Here is a 17,621-nt window from a genome sequence, read left to right as displayed (position 1 = left end):
CGACGTCGCACGCCTATCCTGGGCCGATGACCATCGGGCCGCAGCCACGTCGCGCCGTCATCGACGCCGCGTGGCGCGAGATCGGGCCCGGTCTCGAACTCTTGAGCAGCCCCGACGGCGGCCCGCTGAGCCGCGCGGTGAAGCGCATCATCGATCCGCTGGTACTCCGGCTGCGGGCGAACCCCGAGTACTCGGCACCCGTGGTCCCCGAGGATGTCGCTGACGAGATGCGCCAGATCATCTTCGACCACGCTGTTCAGTTGCGCGCTGCGGCACAGTGGTTCGCGCTGCTGAAGGCGCAGCGCCGGCGCGACCGCATCACCACCGGGAACGCGCAAGAGCTCTACTTCCCGGTGTGCTTCGAGCTGGCCGCCACCAGAGGCGAACCAGGACAAGATGATTCACCCGTCGTGGTGGAGGCGCTGCGTGACGTGCACGGCGACCGCGACCGCACCGCGGTCGAGCGGCTGCATGAGTACCTCGCCGATCCCGCAGTGCTGGAGACGTTGTCGCGTCAACTCGACGCGGGCTGGGACGACGTTCGGGCCGGAAGTGAGCCGTCCGCGCCATTTCTCGCCGGGCTGACTACAGTGCTCGGCCCGTCCGGCGGCCACAACGCCGATGCCGCCCGGCAGCGGGTCTGGACCGCACTGATCGGTGACACCACCCCGTACAACTTCGGCGCCCGGATGCGAGATGCCTCGACCGCTGCGCCCTGGTCGGTCGACGAGATCGGATTGTGCGCTGCCGCACCACAATCGAAGCCGACGGTCGCGGGTTCCCGCGCGGCAGAACGTCCGCTGGACCGCAGCATCGTCGACCGTGTCCGGGCGACGCTGCGCCGTGCCCTCGACCGCGACGAGCTGCCCGACCTGTCGACCTTGTGTGCCGAAGAGGCGGACCGCGCGGCCTCGCCATGGGGGCTACTGGCAGAGGACAACCAGGCCACCATGGTCGCCGGCATCGAGATCGGGGTGGACCTGGCGCCGCTCGAGGTGAATCACCCGACCCGCTACCACCTGTCGGGTCAGATTCAGGCCCGGCTCCGCAAGGAGGCGTACGTGCTGCACGCCCGCCGGTACCTGACCGATGGCGGTCCCGTCCATCCACGGCAGCAGCAGGTGGTGGACGACCTCGCGGCGTTCGTCCGCCCCTATGTCTCGCGGCTGTGGGCACGACTGCACGGGCGTGACGTCTGGCAGGAATCCTGCGGCGATGCCGGCGAGGTGCGCGGCCTGTTGGACGGGGTCGCCCGATCGGTGAGCCTCGATCACCGCCAGCGCATCAAGGCGATGCTGGAATTGGAGGCGACAGGGTGAAACTCGCTGTCGATTCAGGATTGTGGGCCTTGGGGTCCGAGGTCGACGCACCGCCTGAGGTGGCGGTGCTCGAGGTCAGCGGCGCCGTCCTGGCGTGGACGATCCACGAACCCGCACAGGCGCTGCGGATCACGTTCACGGACCTGCCGGCCGCGGACTGGTTGTGGCGGCTGGTCGGGGAGGCCGGCCACGTGGCAGTGGTTGCTGCCGCCGCAGCAGCAGCTACCGAGGCCGGCAACGACGTCGACCTTGCCGATGTGCTGCCGCTGCCCGAACCCCTTGCTGCCCTTCGCCGTCTGGCCATCGGCCACTGGCTGCGGCGGTGGTGGCCGGCCAGCGCCCGCGACGGCATCACCCCGCTCGACCCCGCAGTGCTCGATGCCGAAGTGGCGCTGTCGACGGCGGCGCTGGAGGACTACTTCACCCAGGACACCTTGGATTCGGACATCGCCGGACTGCTGGAGCCGCACCGTCGGACGCTGTCGGGCCTGGCTGCCGCGGGTGATCCGCGGGTGCTCGACCTGGTCCGCGGCTGCGTCAGCCTGGCCGACGAATCCGGGCTGGGGGACTGGTCGGAAGTCCTTGCGGCACAGGCGGAGCCGCGGCGGGACGACTACGCGCTCGCCGCCGGTCAACCCGGTGCCGGCGACGACGGCGCCATCGCGAGCGGCGTCGCATCGGTCTCGTGGACCGCGGTGCCGCCGCGGATATTCGACGCTGCCGAACGCACCATCGACTGGTCCGTGCAGGCGCGTGACGGTGCGGTCGTCGCCGATATCCGCGTCGCCACGATCGGTCCTGCGGATGGGATAGCGGTGCGTCTGAACTCGGGTTCGATCACCGGTGACGGCACGCTCGACATCGACGGCAATGCCACCCTGCCCTTGCCGGCCACCGAAACTCAAGCCTGGGGCCATGATTGGACCGGAACCACGGTCGCCATCGGTGCCGAGAGCGGCGAGACGGAAGCGGTTCGCGACCGGGTCCGGCGTTACGTGCGCACCCGGCTCGCGGCGCCCGGCCCCGATGCCTACCTGGCCGAGATCCTGGCTGCCGAAGCCGACTACTAGACCGTCACCGGCGAGCGGCCTCGACCGTCACCGCCGGCGCCGTCGCGCCGGGCAACGGCAACCACGGAACACCCGGCGTGCCGACCTGTCCGGCCAGCCACGGCAGCCCGGCGGTGAACGCTTGCGCGGCGTACGGCCAGTCGTGCTTGCCCGGTCGTTCCACCACCGCGCACCGGATGCCGCGGGCGCTGCCCAGCCCGCACAAGGAATGTGCCGCAACGGTTTGTGCGGGCAGCGGCCCCCGGGAGAGCTCAGGTCCGTTGATGTCGTACCAGGCGGCGATGTCGTTGTACGAAGTTCGGGACATCACCGTCATCGGGTCCCAGTCGGCGTATTTGGCTGTGCTGCCGCCGAACAGGCGCTGGATGGTCTGGGGCCGGTCGCCTGCGTTGGGGGCGATGTCCCCGGCGATGTCCTGGAACGTGCTGAACAGATCGGGATGCATGACGGTCAGGTCCACGGCGCAGGTGCCGCCCATCGACCAGCCGACGATGCCGCGGTTGCGCCGGTCGGTGCTGACGCCGTACGTGGCGGTCATGAACGGCAACACGTCTTTGATGAGGTGGTCAGCAGAGTTGCCGCGCGGTCCGTTGACGCATTCGGTGTCGTTGTTGAACGCGCCACCGGGATCGACGAAAACCAGGACCGGGGCGTTGCCCTGGTGAGCGGCGGCGAAGTCATCGATGGTCTTGATCGCATTGCCGGCGCGCAGCCAGTCGGCAGGCGTGTTGAATTCGCCGCCGATCATCATCAGCAACGGCAGCCGCGGCGCCGGGTTGCTGGCGAACCACGCCGGCGGCAGGTAGACGTACTCGTCGCGATGTTTGAATCCCGATGCCGCCGAGCCTGTCTCGACCTGGACGACGGACCCCTTGCGGGGTATCTGCCGCGCGTTCTGCATCGCCACCACGGTCTCGGGCCGCGTCTGGTTGGGCACCGGCGCCGAGTTGACCTGTTCCCATGCGGTGTCGAGGTTGGGGAAGTACCCGACCCAGGCGTTCAGCGCCAGCCCCGTGGACAGCACGCACAGTGGTACCGAGACGACGGCCAGCCCGCGGCGCCACCAGCGGGTGGCCCGCCAGCCGACGATCAGCAGCACCGCCGCGGTGCTCGTGACCGCGGTCCACACCAGCAGCTGGGGCGGCGCGGGCTCGTCAGACCAGCCCTGCGATGCGACGAACCAGCGCGCGGCGGTGGTCAGCGCCACCCCGGACGCGACAGCTACAGGTAGCCAAACGGTGCGCCACCGGCGGTTGCGCCAGCCGATCGCGAAGACCAGCACCGCCACCGCGAGGGCCTGGACGGTGTAAGGCAGCCAGCCGTGCGTCAACGAAATATGTTGCTCGGCATAGAGGCTGGCAGTCGTTGCCCCGATCGTCACCACGCCAGGGTGACTCGCAAAGCTGGGAGCCTCCTGTGCGCTACCTGGGCTTCGCGAGGGGGAACGGCAGGGTCTCGCGGATGCTGCGACCGGTGATCAGCATGACCACGCGGTCGACGCCCATACCCAGACCACCCGTCGGCGGCATCGCGTATTCCATGGCCTGCAGGAAGTCCTCATCCAGTTCCATGGCTTCGGGGTCGCCGCCGGAGGCCAGCAGTGACTGTTCCTCGAGTCGCCGGCGCTGTTCCACGGGATCGGTCAGCTCGCTGTATGCGGTGCCGAGCTCGACACCCCAGGCCACCAGGTCCCAACGTTCGGCGACGCCCGGGATGCTGCGGTGCGGCCGGGTCAGTGGCGAAACCGAGGTGGGGAAGTCCTTGTAGAACGTCGGTGCCGCGGTGCGGTCTTCGACGAGGTGCTCGTACAACTCCAGCACGATCGCGCCGGCATCCCAGTGGGTGCGGTACGGGATCGTGGCGGCGTCGCACAGCTTGCGCAGGGTCGCCACGTCGGTTTCCGGGGTGACGCGCTCGCCCAGCGCCTCGGACACCGCGTCGTGCACGGTCTTGACGGGCCACACGCCCGAAATGTCAACGGGCGTAAGGCTGCCGTCCGGACCCGGCCGCATGACGACCTGAGCGCCATTGGCCGCCGCCGCGGCGTTCTGGATGATCTCCCGGCAGCCGTCGATCCAGACGTTGTAGTCGGCGTGTGCCTGATACGCCTCCAGCAGGGTGAACTCGGGGTTGTGGCTGAAGTCCACCCCCTCGTTGCGGAAGGCGCGGCCAAGCTCGAAGACGCGCTCGACACCGCCCACGCACAGCCGCTTCAGGTACAGCTCGGGCGCGATGCGCAGGTACAGATCCAGGTCGTAGGCGTTGATGTGGGTCTCGAACGGGCGGGCGTTCGCGCCGCCGTGGATCTGCTGCAGGATCGGGGTCTCGACCTCCAGGAATCCCTTGCCCACCAACGTTTCCCGGATGGCATGCAGCACGCGGCTGCGGGCGGCGATCAACTCCCGCGACTCGGTGTTGATCGCGAGATCCAGATATCGCGTGCGGACGCGGGCCTCGGGGTCGGTCAGACCCTTCCACTTGTCGGGCAGCGGACGCAGGCACTTGCCGATCAAGCGCCAGTTGTGCGCCAGCACCGACACCGTGCCGTTGCGGCTGGCGCCCATGACACCGGTGACCTCGATCAGGTCGCCGAGGTCGATCGCCCCGGTGAACTCGGCCACGGTGCCGTTCGTCAGGAGTGAATTGTCCAGCAGCAGTTGGACTTCGCCGGACCAGTCGCGCAGTTGGGCGAACAGCACACCGCCGTAATCGCGCAGCCGCAGCACGCGACCGGCGACGCAGACCACGGTGTCCGCGGCGGATTCCACTGCCTCGGCGACCGTGTGGCTGGGTGCCTGCCCCACGGGGTAGGCGTCAATTCCGTTGTCCTGCAACGCCTGTAGCTTGGCCATCCGGACCCGTACCTGGTCGGGTAGACGGCGCGCGTCGGTGGCGTCGGACGCCCCTGCCGCAAGGTCGGCCACATCGGGAGCGCTGCCGTCGGCATGCAGCCGTCCCGACTCGACCAGATTCTTGGGTGCCGCGGTGTGGTGGCCGGTGTGGGGTTGTTCGTCGCGCCGGGAGAAGGGCAACACCAGGAAGCCCTCGGCGATCACCGACGCGACCCCGACGCGCGGGATCAGCCGCGCGTCCTCGTAGCAGGCGTAGCGGGGTACCCATTCGGGCAGGTACTTCATGTTGGAGCGGTACAGCGTCTCCAGCTGCCACCACCGGGAGAAGAAGATCAGCAGCGCGCGCCACAACCGCAGGATCGGGCCGGCACCGAGCTGCGACCCCTGCTCGAAGGCCGACCGGAACATCGCGAAATTCAGCGAAATCCGGGTGACGCCAATCTCTTCCGAACGCTGGCACAGCTCGCTGACCATCAGCTCGATGGTGCCGTTGGGGGATGCGGGGGAGCGGCGCATCAGGTCCAGTGACACCCCGTTGTTGCCCCACGGCACCAGGGACAGCATGGCGACGACCTGGCCGTCACCTTGCACGGCTTCCACCAGCAGGCAGTCCCCGTCGGCGGGGTCCCCGAGTCGTCCCAGCGCCATCGAGAAGCCGCGTTCGGTCTCGGTATCGCGCCACGCGTCGGTGTGCGTGATCACCTGGGCCATCTCGTCGGCGCTGATGTCGCGGTGCCGGCGCATCCGCACCGTCAATCCGGCCCGGCGGGCGCGGGTGACGGCCTGCCGCACGGCACGCATGTCGGGCCCGGACAGCTTGAACTGGTCGGGATACAGGATCGCCTCGTCGCCCAGCTGCAGGGCGTTGAGCCCGCCCTGGCGATAGGCCTCGGCGCCGGTCGAGCTGGCGCCCATCACGCCCGGTGCCCAGCCGTAGGTCTGGCACAGGGCCAACCAGGCGTCGATGGCGGCCGGCCAGGCCCGCGGGTCGCCCACGGGATCGCCACTGGCCAGGCAGACGCCTACCTCGACCCGGTAGGTGATGGCCGCGCGGCCGTTGGGCGCGAACACGACCGCCTTGTCGCGGCGGGTGGCGAAGTAGCCCAGTGAGTCGTTCTTGCCCCACAGCTCGAGCAGCCCGCGGATGGCGGACTCGTCCTCGCCGGTGAGGGCGTTCTCCGCGCGCTGGGACTGGAACAGCACGATCGCCGCGACCATCAGCGCCACCGCGCCGAACAAGCCGAACAGCGCATTGAGCAAGGCGTGCGGATGGCCACCCTCGAACGCTTCCTTGCCGACCGCGGCGAACCCGCTGACCCGGTTCACCGCGTAGGCCAGCCGGTAATCAGGGTCCAGCGGGGGCCGGCCGGGGAACATCTCCAGCAGGCCCCAGGCCAGCAGGATGCCGACGGCCATGCCGGCGACCAGGGTCAGGGCCGCCTTGAGCAGCGCCCCGCGACGGACCTTGGCCCAGAACTGATTCCGCGACAGCAGCAGGACGACGATGACGCCGATGTGGAACACCAGGCCGATCGCCTCGCCGAGGTCCCGCATCACGGTCAGGTCGACCACCGAGAGGTTGCCGGAAAGCAGGCCGTAGATGTTCCAGCCGATGTGGCCGACCATGTAGATCAGCAGGATCCACCAGGCGATCCGCTTGCGTGCCGCGAGCGCGGCGGCCAGCAGCACCAACACGAACGACCAGGCGAAGCTGGTGTCCGGGAAGTTGAACAGGTAGTCGTTGACGAACTCTCGGGGGATGTGGATCATCCACCGGATCAGCGGCGACAGGCTGGCGAACAACGACAGCGTCGCGACGACACCGACGGTCCAGCCGGCGGCGGCCGGAACCCACCCCAATGTCGTCGGGCGCTGCTGTTGTCTGCTCGACGTCAACGTCATAAGTTCGGACAATATGCGGTGAAACCTGGGAGTGTCTGCAGAGCCCTGGTCACGGCTACCAGACGGGGCCCGTGTACTTCTCGCCCGGACCCTGGCCGGGCTCGTCGGGCGCGACGCTCGCCTCGCGGAAGGCCAGCTGCAGACTCTTGAGGCCGTCGCGGACCGGGCCGGCGTGCATTCCCAGATACTCGGCGGAGGCCTGAACCAGGCCGGCCAGCGCGGTGATGAGGCGACGGGCCTCGTCGAGGTCGCGGTGCGGGCTCTCGTCGGGATCCGCGTCGGCCAGCCCGAGCTTCTCGGCGGCGGCGCTCATCAGCATGACGGCGGCGCGGGTGATCACCTCGACGGCAGGGATCGCGGCCAGCTCCCGTACCTGGGCTTCCTCAGCTTCGGTCGCTGAGTTTGTGGTGGGGTCACTGGTTAGGTTCGGGTCGGTCATGACTGCTAGAGTGTCATGCGCGACCGTCCTGGCTTACGTCAGGACAGCAAGTGGAGTCCCACCTCCCACCGTCGGCCTCGCGGCTTGACGGTCCGGTCACAGGCACATTGTGCCTGTTCTGCGTTGTGCGCAGACGGCGTGAGCCGTGATCGGTCGGCATTGGGCCCTGCTATATGCAGGGCTTTTCTGTTCATGCGAACAGATGGCCGGGCCGGGTGTGACCTCTACTTAACAAGTACTGGAACAACCCGGGAGGCCCCATCAGCACTGAGACACGCGTCAACGAGCGCATTCGAGTACCTGAAGTTCGGTTGATCGGACCGAACGGCGAACAGGTAGGCATCGTGCGCATCGAAGATGCCCTCCGCGTCGCCGCAGACGCCGATCTCGACCTTGTCGAAGTTGCGCCAGGCGCCAAGCCGCCGGTCTGCAAGATCATGGACTACGGCAAGTTCAAGTACGAGACGGCTCTGAAGGAGCGCGAGTCTCGCAAGAACCAGCAGCAGACCGTCGTCAAGGAACAGAAGCTGCGACCCAAGATCGACGATCACGACTACCAGACCAAGAAGGGCCACGTGGTCCGCTTCCTGGAGGCCGGGTCGAAGGTCAAGGTGACCATCATGTTCCGCGGACGTGAGCAGTCGCGGCCCGAACTGGGCTACCGACTCCTGCAGCGGCTGGGCGCCGACGTCGCCGAATTCGGCTTCATCGAGACGTCCGCCAAGCAGGACGGCCGCAACATGACGATGGTGCTGGCACCGCACCGCGGCGCGAAGACTCGCGCAAAGGCGGCGCATGATGCCGACGCACCGGCCGGCCGGCCGGCGCCTGAGGCACCTGAATCTGACGCAACCGCGTAACAGCAGTCGCGATTGCCCGCAGCGGTTCCCGCCGCCGCGGGCGACCGCTTGGAAAGAAACTGAGGACACATGCCCAAGGCCAAGACCCACAGTGGCGCATCGAAGCGGTTCCGCAAGACCGGAACCGGCAAGATCGTGCGCCAGAAGGCCAACCGTCGCCACTTGATGGAGCACAAGGCCACCAAGCGCACCCGTCGTCTCGACGGTCGCGCCGTGGTCGCTGCCAACGACACCGCGCGTGTCGCCAAGATGCTGGCCGGCTAGTACAGCCCCGCTACCCGAACGAACGATAGGAACACTCTCATGGCACGCGTGAAGCGCGCACTGAACGCTCAGAAGAAGCGGCGCACAGTACTGAAGGCCTCGAAGGGCTACCGTGGGCAGCGCTCGCGGCTCTACCGCAAGGCCAAGGAGCAGCAGCTCCATTCGTTGACCTACGCCTACCGCGACCGTCGCGCCCGCAAGGGTGACTTCCGGAAGCTGTGGATCACGCGTATCAACGCGGCGGCCCGCGAGAACGGCGTCACCTACAACCGCCTGATCCAGGGTCTGAAGCTGGCCGGCGTCGAGGTTGACCGCAAGAACCTGTCGGAGATCGCGATCAGCGATCCCGCCGCGTTCACCGCGCTGGTCGAGGTGGCCAAGGCCGCTCTGCCCGCCGACGTCAACGCTCCGTCCGGAGAGGCTGCCTGAGTCTGACTACAGACTCAGCGCTCACCGAGCGATCTGCCCGGGTGGTCGCTGCAGCCAAGCTGCAGCGCCACGTCGGGCGCAAACGCGCCGGGCGCTTCCTTGCCGAGGGACCCAACCTCGTCGAGGCAGCGCTGCGGCGCGGTCTTGTTTCTGAGGTCTTTGCGACCGAAGCCGCGCTGGACCGGTTCGGCGCGCTGCTCGACGGTGCCCCGGTTTCGGTGGTCACCGAGAAGGCCGCAAAGGCGTTGTCGGAGACCGTCACTCCCGTCGGGCTCGTTGCGGTCTGCGCGCTGCCCGAGTCGTCCCTGGAGTCCGTGCTGGCCGCGGAGCCGCGGCTGTTGGCGGTCGCTGTGGGCATGTCGGAGCCGGGCAACGCCGGCACCCTGATCCGCATCGCAGACGCCATGGGCGCCGATGCGGTGGTGTTCGCCGGGCACAGCGTGGATCCCTACAACGGCAAGTGCCTGCGGTCCTCGGCGGGCAGCATCTTCTCGCTACCGGTGGTGGTGGATCCCGATGCGGCCGCAGTGGTTTCGGCGATCCGGGACAGTGGCATCGAGGTGCTCGCGACGGCGCTGGATGCCTCTGTCGACATCCGCGCCGCCGATCTGTCGGCGCGCACCGCGTGGCTGTTCGGCCCCGAGGCGCACGGCCTGCCCGCCGACCTGGTGGCCCTGGCGTCGCAGCGGGTGCACATTCCCATGCGGGGGAGCGCCGAGAGCCTCAATGTGGCAGCAGCGGCGTCGATCTGCCTGTACGAGAGCTCCCGCGCCCAGTCGTGATTCGGCCCTAGGCCAACAGCCCCTTGGCGACGTGGGTGATCTGCACTTCGTTGCTGCCGGCGTAGATCATCAGCGACTTGGCGTCGCGCGCCAGCTGCTCGACGCGGTACTCGGTCATGTAGCCGTTGCCGCCGAACAACTGGATGGCGTCCATGGCCACGTCGGTGGCGGCCTGCGAGCAGTACCACTTCATCGCCGACGCCTCGGCCAGCGGAATCTGGCGGCCGGCCTGACCGGACTCGATCACGCGGAACAGCATGTTGCGCACGTTCATCCGGGCCACCTCCATGCTGGCCAGCTTGAGCTGGATCAGCTGGAACTGCCCGATCTCCTTGCCCCACAGCGTGCGGGTCTTGGCGTAGTCGATGCACAGCCGTAGACATTCCTCGATGATGCCCAGCGACATGGACACCACGCCGACGCGTTCGGCCGAGAAGCTCGAGCGGGCGCTGTCGCGGCCGTCGCCGGCTTTGTTCTCCTCGGTCTCGCCGAGCAACCGGTCGCGGCCCAGCCGGACGTTGTTGAAGAACAGCTCACCGGTGCGCGACGAGTGAATCCCCATCTTGCGGAACGGCTTTGACTGGACGAAGCCCTCCATGCCGCGGTCGAGCACGAAGGTCAGCACCTTGCGGTCACGCTTGTCGGCGCCGTCGCCCTCATCCAGCTTGGCGTACACGACGACGACGTCGGCGTCGGGGCCGTTGGTGATGAACGTCTTCTGGCCGTTGAGGATGTAGTCGTCGCCGTCGCGCACGACGTAGGACTTCATGCCGCCGAATGCGTCTGAGCCCGAGTCGGGTTCAGTGATGGCCCAGGCGCCGACCTTCTCGTAGGTCACCAGGCCGGGTAGCCAGCGCTCCTGCTGGGCCAGGGTGCCGCGGCTCTGGATGGTGGGCACCGTCAGGCCCAGGCTGACGCCCACGCCGGTGACCAGACCCGAACTGACGCGGCACAATTCACTGATCAGCACCATGCCCATGCCGGCTTGATCGGGCCCGCCGCCGAACATCCCGCCCGACGCCCGCTGCTTGCCTTCCGACGCCTCGCCCGAACGCAGACGGGACAGCCGCCGCTCCAGCGACTCTCGCGCCATCACGTCGATTCCGAAGGTGGCGAACAGCTTTCGGATGATCGGGTACGGCTCCATGTCGCCGCCCTCGAGGTCGTCGAGGTGCGGGCGGATTTCCTTGTCCACGAACTCGCGAACGGCGTCGCGCACGGCAATATCGACGTCGGACCAATCAAGCATGTATTCAGGCAGCCTTTCCGGGGACAGAGCGGTTGCGCGCGGGACGCAGACCGGCCAACGAGAACGTGGTGTGCACCAGTGACCCGGCGCGTTCCATCAATGACTTGTGACGTGGCACATAATGCATCGGCAGTCCCCAGCGATCTTTGGGTGGGGCCATGAACGCCGGCGCCTCGACCAGTGGCGCATCCGGCGGCAGCTGCCCGGCAGCTCGGCGGTACGCGGCCAATGCCCTTGGGTGCAAACGGATTTCCTCGGGAATGGCGAGGAACGCCAGCTCGACGGCCTTGCCGAGGAGGCGCAGTACCACCTCGTCGCCGGGCGTCCAGCGCATGCCCGCCCGCTCGCGGACGGCGGCGTCGAAAACCCCGGCCGCGACCCAGCGCTGCCCGGCCAGCCAGGGCTTGAACATCTGATCCCACACCGGGGTGGGCATCAGCACGAACCACGGCTTGGGAATCCGGATGGTGAAGATGTCGAGCGTGGCCCGGTTGATCTCCAGTTCCTCGGAACACTTGTGCTCCCAATAGGTTTGGAAGTCCTCCCAGGTCTCCGGAACCGGCCGCATGCTCATGCCGTACATCTGGTACCACTGCACGTGTTCGTCGAACAGCTGGCGCTTCTCGGCTTCGGTCAGCCCGCCGCAGAAGTACTCGGCGGTCTTGATGATCAGCATGAAGAACGTCGCGTGTGCCCAGTAGAACGTCTCAGGGTTAAGTGCGTGATAGCGGCGGCCGTCGTGATCGACGCCCTTGATGGTCTCGTGATACCCACGGATCTGGGCTCCGGTGTCTGCGGCGCGGTCGCCGTCGTAGACCACGCCCATGATCGGGTACACCGAGCGCGCCACGCGCTGTAGCGGCTCCCGCAGCAGGATCGAATGGTCCTCGACGCCGGCGCCCAGTTCGGGATACATGTTCTGGATCGCGCCGATCCACACGCCGAGCAGGCCGGTGCGTAGGTCGCCGAAGTACTTCCAGGTCAGGGAATCCGGGCCCAGTGGCGCGATGGGCGGGGTGGCGGGAGTCTTGCGTGCGGTCATCGTGTGCCTCGCTCAACGTTGATACCGAGGGTTCTGCGCGCCACGATAATCGTGACAACGCATGTTGTCCACGATTTGGCACTGGTGTCGCCGGCACTGTTACGGACCGTCTACCGGCGCGCCACAACACGGTGACCAGGTATTTTTCGGCCGGACCGCGGCTATCGTTGCCGCTGCCGCGCGACGCCACCTAGGGTGGCGTCGTGGAAGTCGAATCGTTCGAAGAACGATCCGACGGTGTGGGCGAGATCGGCCCGGCGTCACACGCCGGGCCAGGATCAAGTGGACCGTTGGGCTGGTTGCAGAACACCAATCACAGTCCGGCTGTAATCGAATTCATCAGGCGGGCGCGCCGTTCCCTGCCGGGGGACCCGGAGTTCGGTGATCCGCTGTCGGTCGCCGGCGTCGGCGGTCCGAGCGCCGCGGCCCGGGCCGCCGATCGGCTGCTGCCGCGCGGTGGCGCGTCACACGAGGTGAGTCTGGCCGGTTTGCAGGTGTGGCAGGCGCTCACCGAAAGGGTCTCCGGACGGCCGGCGAACCCCGAGGTGACCATCGTGTTCACCGATCTCGTCGGCTTCTCGAAATGGTCGCTGAGCGTCGGGGACGACACCACTCTCCGCCTGTTGCGCCGCGTGGCTCAGGTGTTCGAGCCGCCGCTGTTGGAGTCCGGCGGGCACATCGTCAAGCGCATGGGCGACGGGTCCATGGCCGTGTTCAGCAACCCCGTCACCGCTTTGCGGTCGGTCGTGCGCGCGCTCGACGCGCTCAAAGAGGTCGAGATCGACGGGTACCACCCCAAGATGCGCGCCGGCATCCACACCGGGCACCCGCATCGCATCGGGTCAGACCTGCTCGGCGTCGACGTCAACATCGCGGCGCGCGTCATGGAGCGGGCCACGAAGGGCGGGCTGATCATCTCGCAGGCCACCCTGGACCGGATCGACGAGCAGTACCTGGACGCTCTCGGAGTGACGCCCAAGAAGGTGCGCAAGCAACTGTTCGCCGCCAAGGCCTCGGGTGTGCCCGAGGACATGTCCATGTACTGGATCAGGCCGCGCAAGGACGCCGCAACCGAACCCGATGACGGGGAGCTCGCTGAAGCCTAGGGCCGGCCTGGTGTGGCGCCGCCTGCCCCGCGTCCCGGTCACCGTCGTCTATGCCGCGCTGCTGGTCGCCGTCACGGTGACGTTGGCGGCGCTCGGTCCGGCGGTGCACGACCGGGTCATCGGGTACGCCAGTACCAATCTGCACAATCTCGGTGAGGGCCGCGTCGGCACGCTGATCGCCAGCGCCCTGATCGCTGACGACGGTCGGTTCTTCCTGTGGCTGCCCGGGCTGGTCTGCCTGCTCGCAATCGCAGAACTGCTCTGGCGCAGCCGCCGCCTGCTGGTGGTGTTCCTCGTCGGGCACATCGGCACGACGCTGGTGGTCGCGGTCGGGCTGGTGGTGGCCATCGAGCTGGGCCGGCTGCCGTGGTCCATCGGCCGGGTTGCCGACGTCGGGGTGAGCTACGGGGTGTTGACGGTGGTCGGAGCGCTGACCGCGGTGGTGCCCGCCCGTCTGAAACCGGCCTGGTTGGGCTGGTGGCTGGCCGGTTCGGTTGCCGTTGTGGTCGTCAGCGACGACTTCATCGAAGTGGGGCATGTGGTCGCGTTGGTCCTGGGTCTGGCGATCTCGAGTCGACTTCAAACGCCGGTGCATTGGACCCGCGGAAAGGCCGCAGTGTTCGGGGTGGGTGTGTGTTTCGGCTACGCCGTCCTGGTCCACACACCGGAGCTGGCGATGGTCGGGGTCCCTGCGAGTGCGGTGGGTGCCGCGCTCGTCGCTATGATCTCCGGGTGGCTGAGCAGGGTGAAGAACACAGTGGAGGGCCCTCCGGCGCCCTATCGGAAGAAGCACTGACCGCGGCGGTCGACGCCGCCCGTCTCGCCTTCGACCAGGCCGCTGACCTCGACGCCCTGGCCCGCGCCAAGACCGAGCACCTCGGTGACAAGGCGCCCATCGCGCTGGCCCGTCAGGCGCTGGGCGCGCTGGCCAAGGAAGACCGGGCCGACGCCGGCAAGCGCGTCAACGTCGCCCGCACCGCCGCACAGCAGGCGTATGACGACCGCATCGTGGTGCTGCGCGCCGAGCGCGACGCCGCCGCTCTGGTCGCCGAGCGCATCGACGTGACGTTGCCGACCACGCGCCAGCCCATCGGCGCCCGCCACCCGATCACGATCCTCGCCGAGAACGTCGCCGACACCTTCGTGGCAATGGGCTGGGAGCTGGCCGAAGGGCCGGAGGTCGAGACCGAACAGTTCAACTTCGACGCGTTGAACTTCCCGCCGGACCACCCGGCCCGCAGCGAGCAGGACACCTTCCACATCGCGCCCGACGGTTCGCGACAGGTGCTGCGCACCCACACGTCGCCGGTGCAGATCCGCGCCCTGCTGGAGCGGGAACTGCCCGTCTACATCGTCTCGATCGGCCGCACCTTCCGCACCGACGAACTCGACGCCACCCACACCCCGGTGTTCCACCAGGTCGAGGGTCTGGCCGTCGACACGGGCCTGACCATGGCCAACCTGCGCGGCACTCTGGATGCGCTGGCGCGCGCCCAGTTCGGCCCCGAAGGACGCACGCGGTTCCGCCCGCACTTCTTCCCGTTCACCGAGCCGTCGGCCGAGGTCGACGTCTGGTTCCCGGACAAGAAGGGTGGTCCCGGCTGGGTGGAATGGGGCGGCTGCGGCATGGTCAACCCGAATGTGTTGCGGGCCTGCGGTATTGACCCCGACGAGTACTCCGGATTTGCCTTCGGCATGGGATTGGAGCGAACCCTGCAGTTCCAGAACGGAATTCCCGACATGCGCGACATGGTGGAGGGCGACGTGCGCTTCTCCCTGCCGTTCGGGGTGGGTGCCTGATGCGCATTCCCTACAGCTGGCTGCGGGAAGTCGTCCAGGCCGGGGCTCCGGGCTGGGACTTGTCGCCCGAAGAGCTGGAAGCAGCGTTCATCCGGATCGGCCACGAGGTCGAGGACATCATCGCCGCGGGGCCGGTCACCGGTCCGCTGACCGTCGGCCGTGTCGTCGAGATCGAGGAACTGACCGAGTTCAAGAAGCCGATCCGGGCCTGCAAGGTCGACGTGGGTGAGGCGCAGCCGCGCGACATCGTCTGCGGGGCGCGGAATTTCGCCGTCGGTGACCTGGTCGTCGCGGCGCTGCCGGGTTGTGTGCTGCCCGGCGAGTTCAAGATCGCGACCCGTAAGACCTATGGCCGGGTGTCCGACGGCATGATCTGCTCGGCCGCCGAATTGAACTTCGGCTCCGACCATTCCGGCATCATCGTGCTGCCCCCGGGCACCGCTGAGCCAGGCGCCTCGGGCGCCGAGGTGCTGGGGCTCGACGACGTCGTGTTCGACCTCGCCATCACCCCGGACCGTGGCTACTGCCTGTCCATCCGCGGCATGGCCCGCGAGATCGCCTGCGCCTTCGACCTGGATTTCGTCGACCCTGCCGACGTGCCGGCCCTGCCCGCCGAGGGCGAGGCCTGGCCGCTGACGGTGCAGCCCGGCACCGGTGTGCAGCGTTTCGGCCTGCGTCCGGTCGTCGGCATCGACCCGGCCGTGGTGTCGCCGTGGTGGCTGCAGCGTCGCCTGCTGCTGTCCGGTATCCGCGCCATCTCGCCGGCCGTCGACGTCACCAACTACGTGATGCTCGAACTCGGCCACCCGATGCACGCCCACGATCGCAAGCTCATCACCGGTGGGTTCGACGTGCGCTTCGCCAACCCGGGGGAGACCGTCGTCACCCTCGATGACATTGAGCGCAAACTGGATCCGGGCGACGTGCTGATCGCCGACGACGTCGCCACGGCGGCCATCGGCGGCGTCATGGGCGCCGGCACCACCGAGGTTCGCGACACCACCACCGACGTGCTGCTGGAAGCGGCAGTGTGGGATCCGGCCGCTGTGTCGCGCACTCAGCGCCGCCTGCACCTGGTCAGCGAGGCCAGCCGCCGGTACGAGCGCAGCGTCGACCCGGCGATCTCGCGGGCCGCGCTGGACCGCTGTGCCGCGCTGCTCGCCGAAATCGCCGGGGGCGCAGTCGAACCCACGCTGACCGACTGGCGTGCCGACGACGCCGCGCCGGACTGGTCGCAGCCGCCGGTGACCATCGCCGTCGACCTGCCCGACCGGATCGCCGGCGTCAGCTACCCGGATGGCACCACGGCCCGCCGTCTCATGCAGATCGGCGCCGACGTCACGGTGTCCGGTGCCACGGCGACCGTGATCCCGCCGAGCTGGCGGCCGGACATGAAACAGCCGGCCGACCTGGTCGAGGAAGTGCTGCGGCTCGAAGGGCTCGACGCCATCCCGTCGGTGCTGCCACAGGCGCCGGCCGGCCGCGGCCTGACGGCAGCCCAGCAGCGTCGCCGTGCCATCGGTAAGTCGTTGGCGCTCAATGGTTTCGTCGAGGTGCTGCCGACGCCGTTCCTGCCTGCCGGGGTGCTCGACGCCTGGGACCTGCCGGCCGACGACCCGCGGCGCGCCACCATCTCGGTGCTCAACCCGCTCGAAGCCGACCGGCCCGCACTGGCGACCACGCTGCTGCCGGGCCTGCTCGAGGCGTTGGTGCGCAATGTGTCTCGCGGCGCGGCCGACGTCGCGCTGTTCGGTATCGAGCAGGTCGTGCAGGCGACACCGCAGACCAAGGCCCTCGCGCCGATCCCGGTGGATCGTCGTCCGACCGAGGCTGAGCTGGCCGAGATCGACCAGGCCCTGCCGTATCAGCCGCTGCACGTCGCCGCGGTGCTCACCGGCCTTCGCGAACCGGCCGGGCCGTGGGGCGCGGGTCGTGCGGTCGAGGCCACGGACGCCTTGGAGACCGTGCAGATCATCGCCCGGGCCTGCGGCGTCGAGGTGACGCTGCGCGCGGCGCAGGAGCTGCCGTGGCATCCGGGGCGCTGCGCCGAGGTGTTGGTCGGTGACACCGTTGTCGGCTATGCCGGCCAACTGCACCCTGCCGTCATCGAACGCACGGGCCTGCCGAAGGGCACCTGCGCCGTCGAGTTGAACCTGGATGCCATCCCGGTCGTCGAGCGGGCCATCGTGCCGTCGGTGTCGCCGTACCCGGCGGTGTTCCAGGACGTCAGCTTGATCGTCGCCGACGACGTCGCGGCCCAGGCCGTGGTCGACGTCGTGCGCGAGGGCGCCGGCGAACTCCTGGAGGACGTGCGGTTGTTCGACGTCTACACCGGCCCGCAGATCGGGGAGGGGCGCAAGTCGCTGACCCTGGCCCTGCGGTTCCGGGCGCCCGACCGGACGCTGACCGAGGACGAGGCGAGTGCGGCCCGCGACGCGGCAGTGGCCCTGGCCACCGAGCGGCTCGGTGCCGAGCACCGCCGGTAACACGCCCTACTAATTGGTTTG

15 protein-coding genes are annotated in these 17,621 nt (G+C 68.5%); 10 read left to right on the top strand and 5 right to left on the bottom strand.

Annotated elements, in window-relative coordinates; translation table 11 throughout:
- Positions 1-26 precede the first annotated feature (26 nt).
- Together AC1U2B_RS06190 and AC1U2B_RS06185 are read left to right on the top strand one after the other, a co-directional pair.
- Entirely contained in the window at positions 27-1,319 is a 1,293-nt protein-coding gene (locus AC1U2B_RS06190) for a hypothetical protein (protein WP_480216100.1), read from the top strand.
- On the top strand, positions 1,316-2,389 hold the full coding sequence (locus tag AC1U2B_RS06185) for a hypothetical protein (protein WP_480216099.1): 1,074 nt from the start codon (positions 1,316-1,318) through the stop codon (positions 2,387-2,389). The genes AC1U2B_RS06190 and AC1U2B_RS06185 overlap by 4 nt, the downstream gene beginning before the upstream one ends.
- Positions 2,390-2,393: 4 nt before the next feature.
- On the opposite strand, the gene AC1U2B_RS06180 is transcribed toward AC1U2B_RS06185, so the two are convergent.
- Genes AC1U2B_RS06180 through AC1U2B_RS06170 form a run of 3 tightly spaced genes read right to left on the bottom strand, consistent with a single transcriptional unit; the run spans position 2,394 to position 7,582 of the window.
- Complete coding sequence (locus AC1U2B_RS06180) at positions 2,394-3,770, bottom strand: alpha/beta hydrolase (protein ID WP_480216098.1); 1,377 nt, start codon at positions 3,768-3,770, stop codon at positions 2,394-2,396.
- 40 nt (positions 3,771-3,810) lie between these two features.
- Positions 3,811-7,143, bottom strand: a complete 3,333-nt coding sequence (gene lysX / locus AC1U2B_RS06175) for a bifunctional lysylphosphatidylglycerol synthetase/lysine--tRNA ligase LysX (protein ID WP_480216097.1) — start codon at positions 7,141-7,143, stop codon at positions 3,811-3,813.
- 55 nt (positions 7,144-7,198) lie between these two features.
- A complete protein-coding gene (locus AC1U2B_RS06170; protein ID WP_480216096.1) occupies positions 7,199-7,582 on the bottom strand; it encodes a DUF1844 domain-containing protein in 384 nt (127 codons plus the stop codon).
- Positions 7,583-7,842: 260 nt separating this feature from the next.
- Here AC1U2B_RS06170 and infC point away from each other — a divergent pair, with 260 nt between their 5' ends.
- From infC to AC1U2B_RS06150, 4 genes are all read left to right on the top strand, one after another.
- Complete coding sequence (gene infC, locus AC1U2B_RS06165) at positions 7,843-8,442, top strand: translation initiation factor IF-3 (protein WP_082068006.1); 600 nt, start codon at positions 7,843-7,845, stop codon at positions 8,440-8,442.
- A gap of 69 nt (positions 8,443-8,511) precedes the next feature.
- Complete coding sequence (rpmI, locus tag AC1U2B_RS06160) at positions 8,512-8,706, top strand: 50S ribosomal protein L35 (RefSeq protein WP_020103309.1); 195 nt, start codon at positions 8,512-8,514, stop codon at positions 8,704-8,706.
- Between the two features lie 39 nt (positions 8,707-8,745).
- Positions 8,746-9,135 carry a 50S ribosomal protein L20 gene (gene rplT, locus AC1U2B_RS06155; protein ID WP_029121325.1) on the top strand — a complete coding sequence of 130 codons (390 nt, stop codon included), beginning with the start codon at positions 8,746-8,748 and terminating at the stop codon, positions 9,133-9,135.
- A gap of 41 nt (positions 9,136-9,176) precedes the next feature.
- On the top strand, positions 9,177-9,917 hold the full coding sequence (locus AC1U2B_RS06150; RefSeq protein ID WP_480216095.1) for a TrmH family RNA methyltransferase: 741 nt from the start codon (positions 9,177-9,179) through the stop codon (positions 9,915-9,917).
- Positions 9,918-9,924: 7 nt separating this feature from the next.
- Here AC1U2B_RS06150 and AC1U2B_RS06145 read toward each other — a convergent pair whose 3' ends face one another.
- Together AC1U2B_RS06145 and AC1U2B_RS06140 are read right to left on the bottom strand one after the other, a co-directional pair.
- Complete coding sequence (locus tag AC1U2B_RS06145; protein ID WP_260973106.1) at positions 9,925-11,166, bottom strand: acyl-CoA dehydrogenase family protein; 1,242 nt, start codon at positions 11,164-11,166, stop codon at positions 9,925-9,927.
- A 4-nt stretch (positions 11,167-11,170) separates the two neighbouring features.
- Positions 11,171-12,208 (bottom strand): oxygenase MpaB family protein, encoded by a 1,038-nt coding sequence (locus tag AC1U2B_RS06140; protein WP_043399400.1) that lies wholly within the window; start codon positions 12,206-12,208, stop codon positions 11,171-11,173.
- 203 nt (positions 12,209-12,411) lie between these two features.
- Between AC1U2B_RS06140 and AC1U2B_RS06135 the strand changes: the two genes are divergently transcribed.
- Genes AC1U2B_RS06135 through pheT form a run of 4 tightly spaced genes read left to right on the top strand, consistent with a single transcriptional unit; the run spans position 12,412 to position 17,600 of the window.
- Positions 12,412-13,314, top strand: coding sequence for an adenylate/guanylate cyclase domain-containing protein (locus AC1U2B_RS06135; protein WP_308204180.1), 903 nt, complete (start codon positions 12,412-12,414; stop codon positions 13,312-13,314).
- A gap of 10 nt (positions 13,315-13,324) precedes the next feature.
- Positions 13,325-14,110, top strand: coding sequence for a rhomboid-like protein (locus tag AC1U2B_RS06130; RefSeq protein ID WP_480216094.1), 786 nt, complete (start codon positions 13,325-13,327; stop codon positions 14,108-14,110).
- Positions 14,047-15,114 carry a phenylalanine--tRNA ligase subunit alpha gene (gene pheS / locus AC1U2B_RS06125; protein WP_480216093.1) on the top strand — a complete coding sequence of 356 codons (1,068 nt, stop codon included), beginning with the start codon at positions 14,047-14,049 and terminating at the stop codon, positions 15,112-15,114. Before AC1U2B_RS06130 ends, pheS begins: the two co-directional genes overlap by 64 nt.
- Complete coding sequence (gene pheT / locus AC1U2B_RS06120; RefSeq protein WP_480216092.1) at positions 15,114-17,600, top strand: phenylalanine--tRNA ligase subunit beta; 2,487 nt, start codon at positions 15,114-15,116, stop codon at positions 17,598-17,600. The genes pheS and pheT overlap by 1 nt, the downstream gene beginning before the upstream one ends.
- Positions 17,601-17,621 lie beyond the last annotated feature (21 nt).

The sequence above is a fragment of the Mycolicibacterium sp. P4_G11 genome, assembly GCF_056555145.1.
Note: the sequence above shows the minus strand (reverse complement) of the source record. Positions and strands in the feature narration are given on the sequence as shown.

What these genes read in the sequence shown, in the direction of transcription:
- AC1U2B_RS06190 (WP_480216100.1), top strand. Translation starts at nt 27, where the DNA reads ATGACCATCGGGCCGCAGCCACGTCGCGCCGTCATCGACGCCGCGTGG.
- rplT (WP_029121325.1), top strand. Translation starts at nt 8,746, where the DNA reads ATGGCACGCGTGAAGCGCGCACTGAACGCTCAGAAGAAGCGGCGCACA.
- pheT (WP_480216092.1), top strand. Translation starts at nt 15,114, where the DNA reads ATGCGCATTCCCTACAGCTGGCTGCGGGAAGTCGTCCAGGCCGGGGCT.
- lysX (WP_480216097.1), bottom strand. Translation starts at nt 7,143, where the DNA reads ATGACGTTGACGTCGAGCAGACAACAGCAGCGCCCGACGACATTGGGG.
- AC1U2B_RS06145 (WP_260973106.1), bottom strand. Translation starts at nt 11,166, where the DNA reads ATGCTTGATTGGTCCGACGTCGATATTGCCGTGCGCGACGCCGTTCGC.
- AC1U2B_RS06170 (WP_480216096.1), bottom strand. Translation starts at nt 7,582, where the DNA reads ATGACCGACCCGAACCTAACCAGTGACCCCACCACAAACTCAGCGACC.
- rpmI (WP_020103309.1), top strand. Translation starts at nt 8,512, where the DNA reads ATGCCCAAGGCCAAGACCCACAGTGGCGCATCGAAGCGGTTCCGCAAG.
- AC1U2B_RS06140 (WP_043399400.1), bottom strand. Translation starts at nt 12,208, where the DNA reads ATGACCGCACGCAAGACTCCCGCCACCCCGCCCATCGCGCCACTGGGC.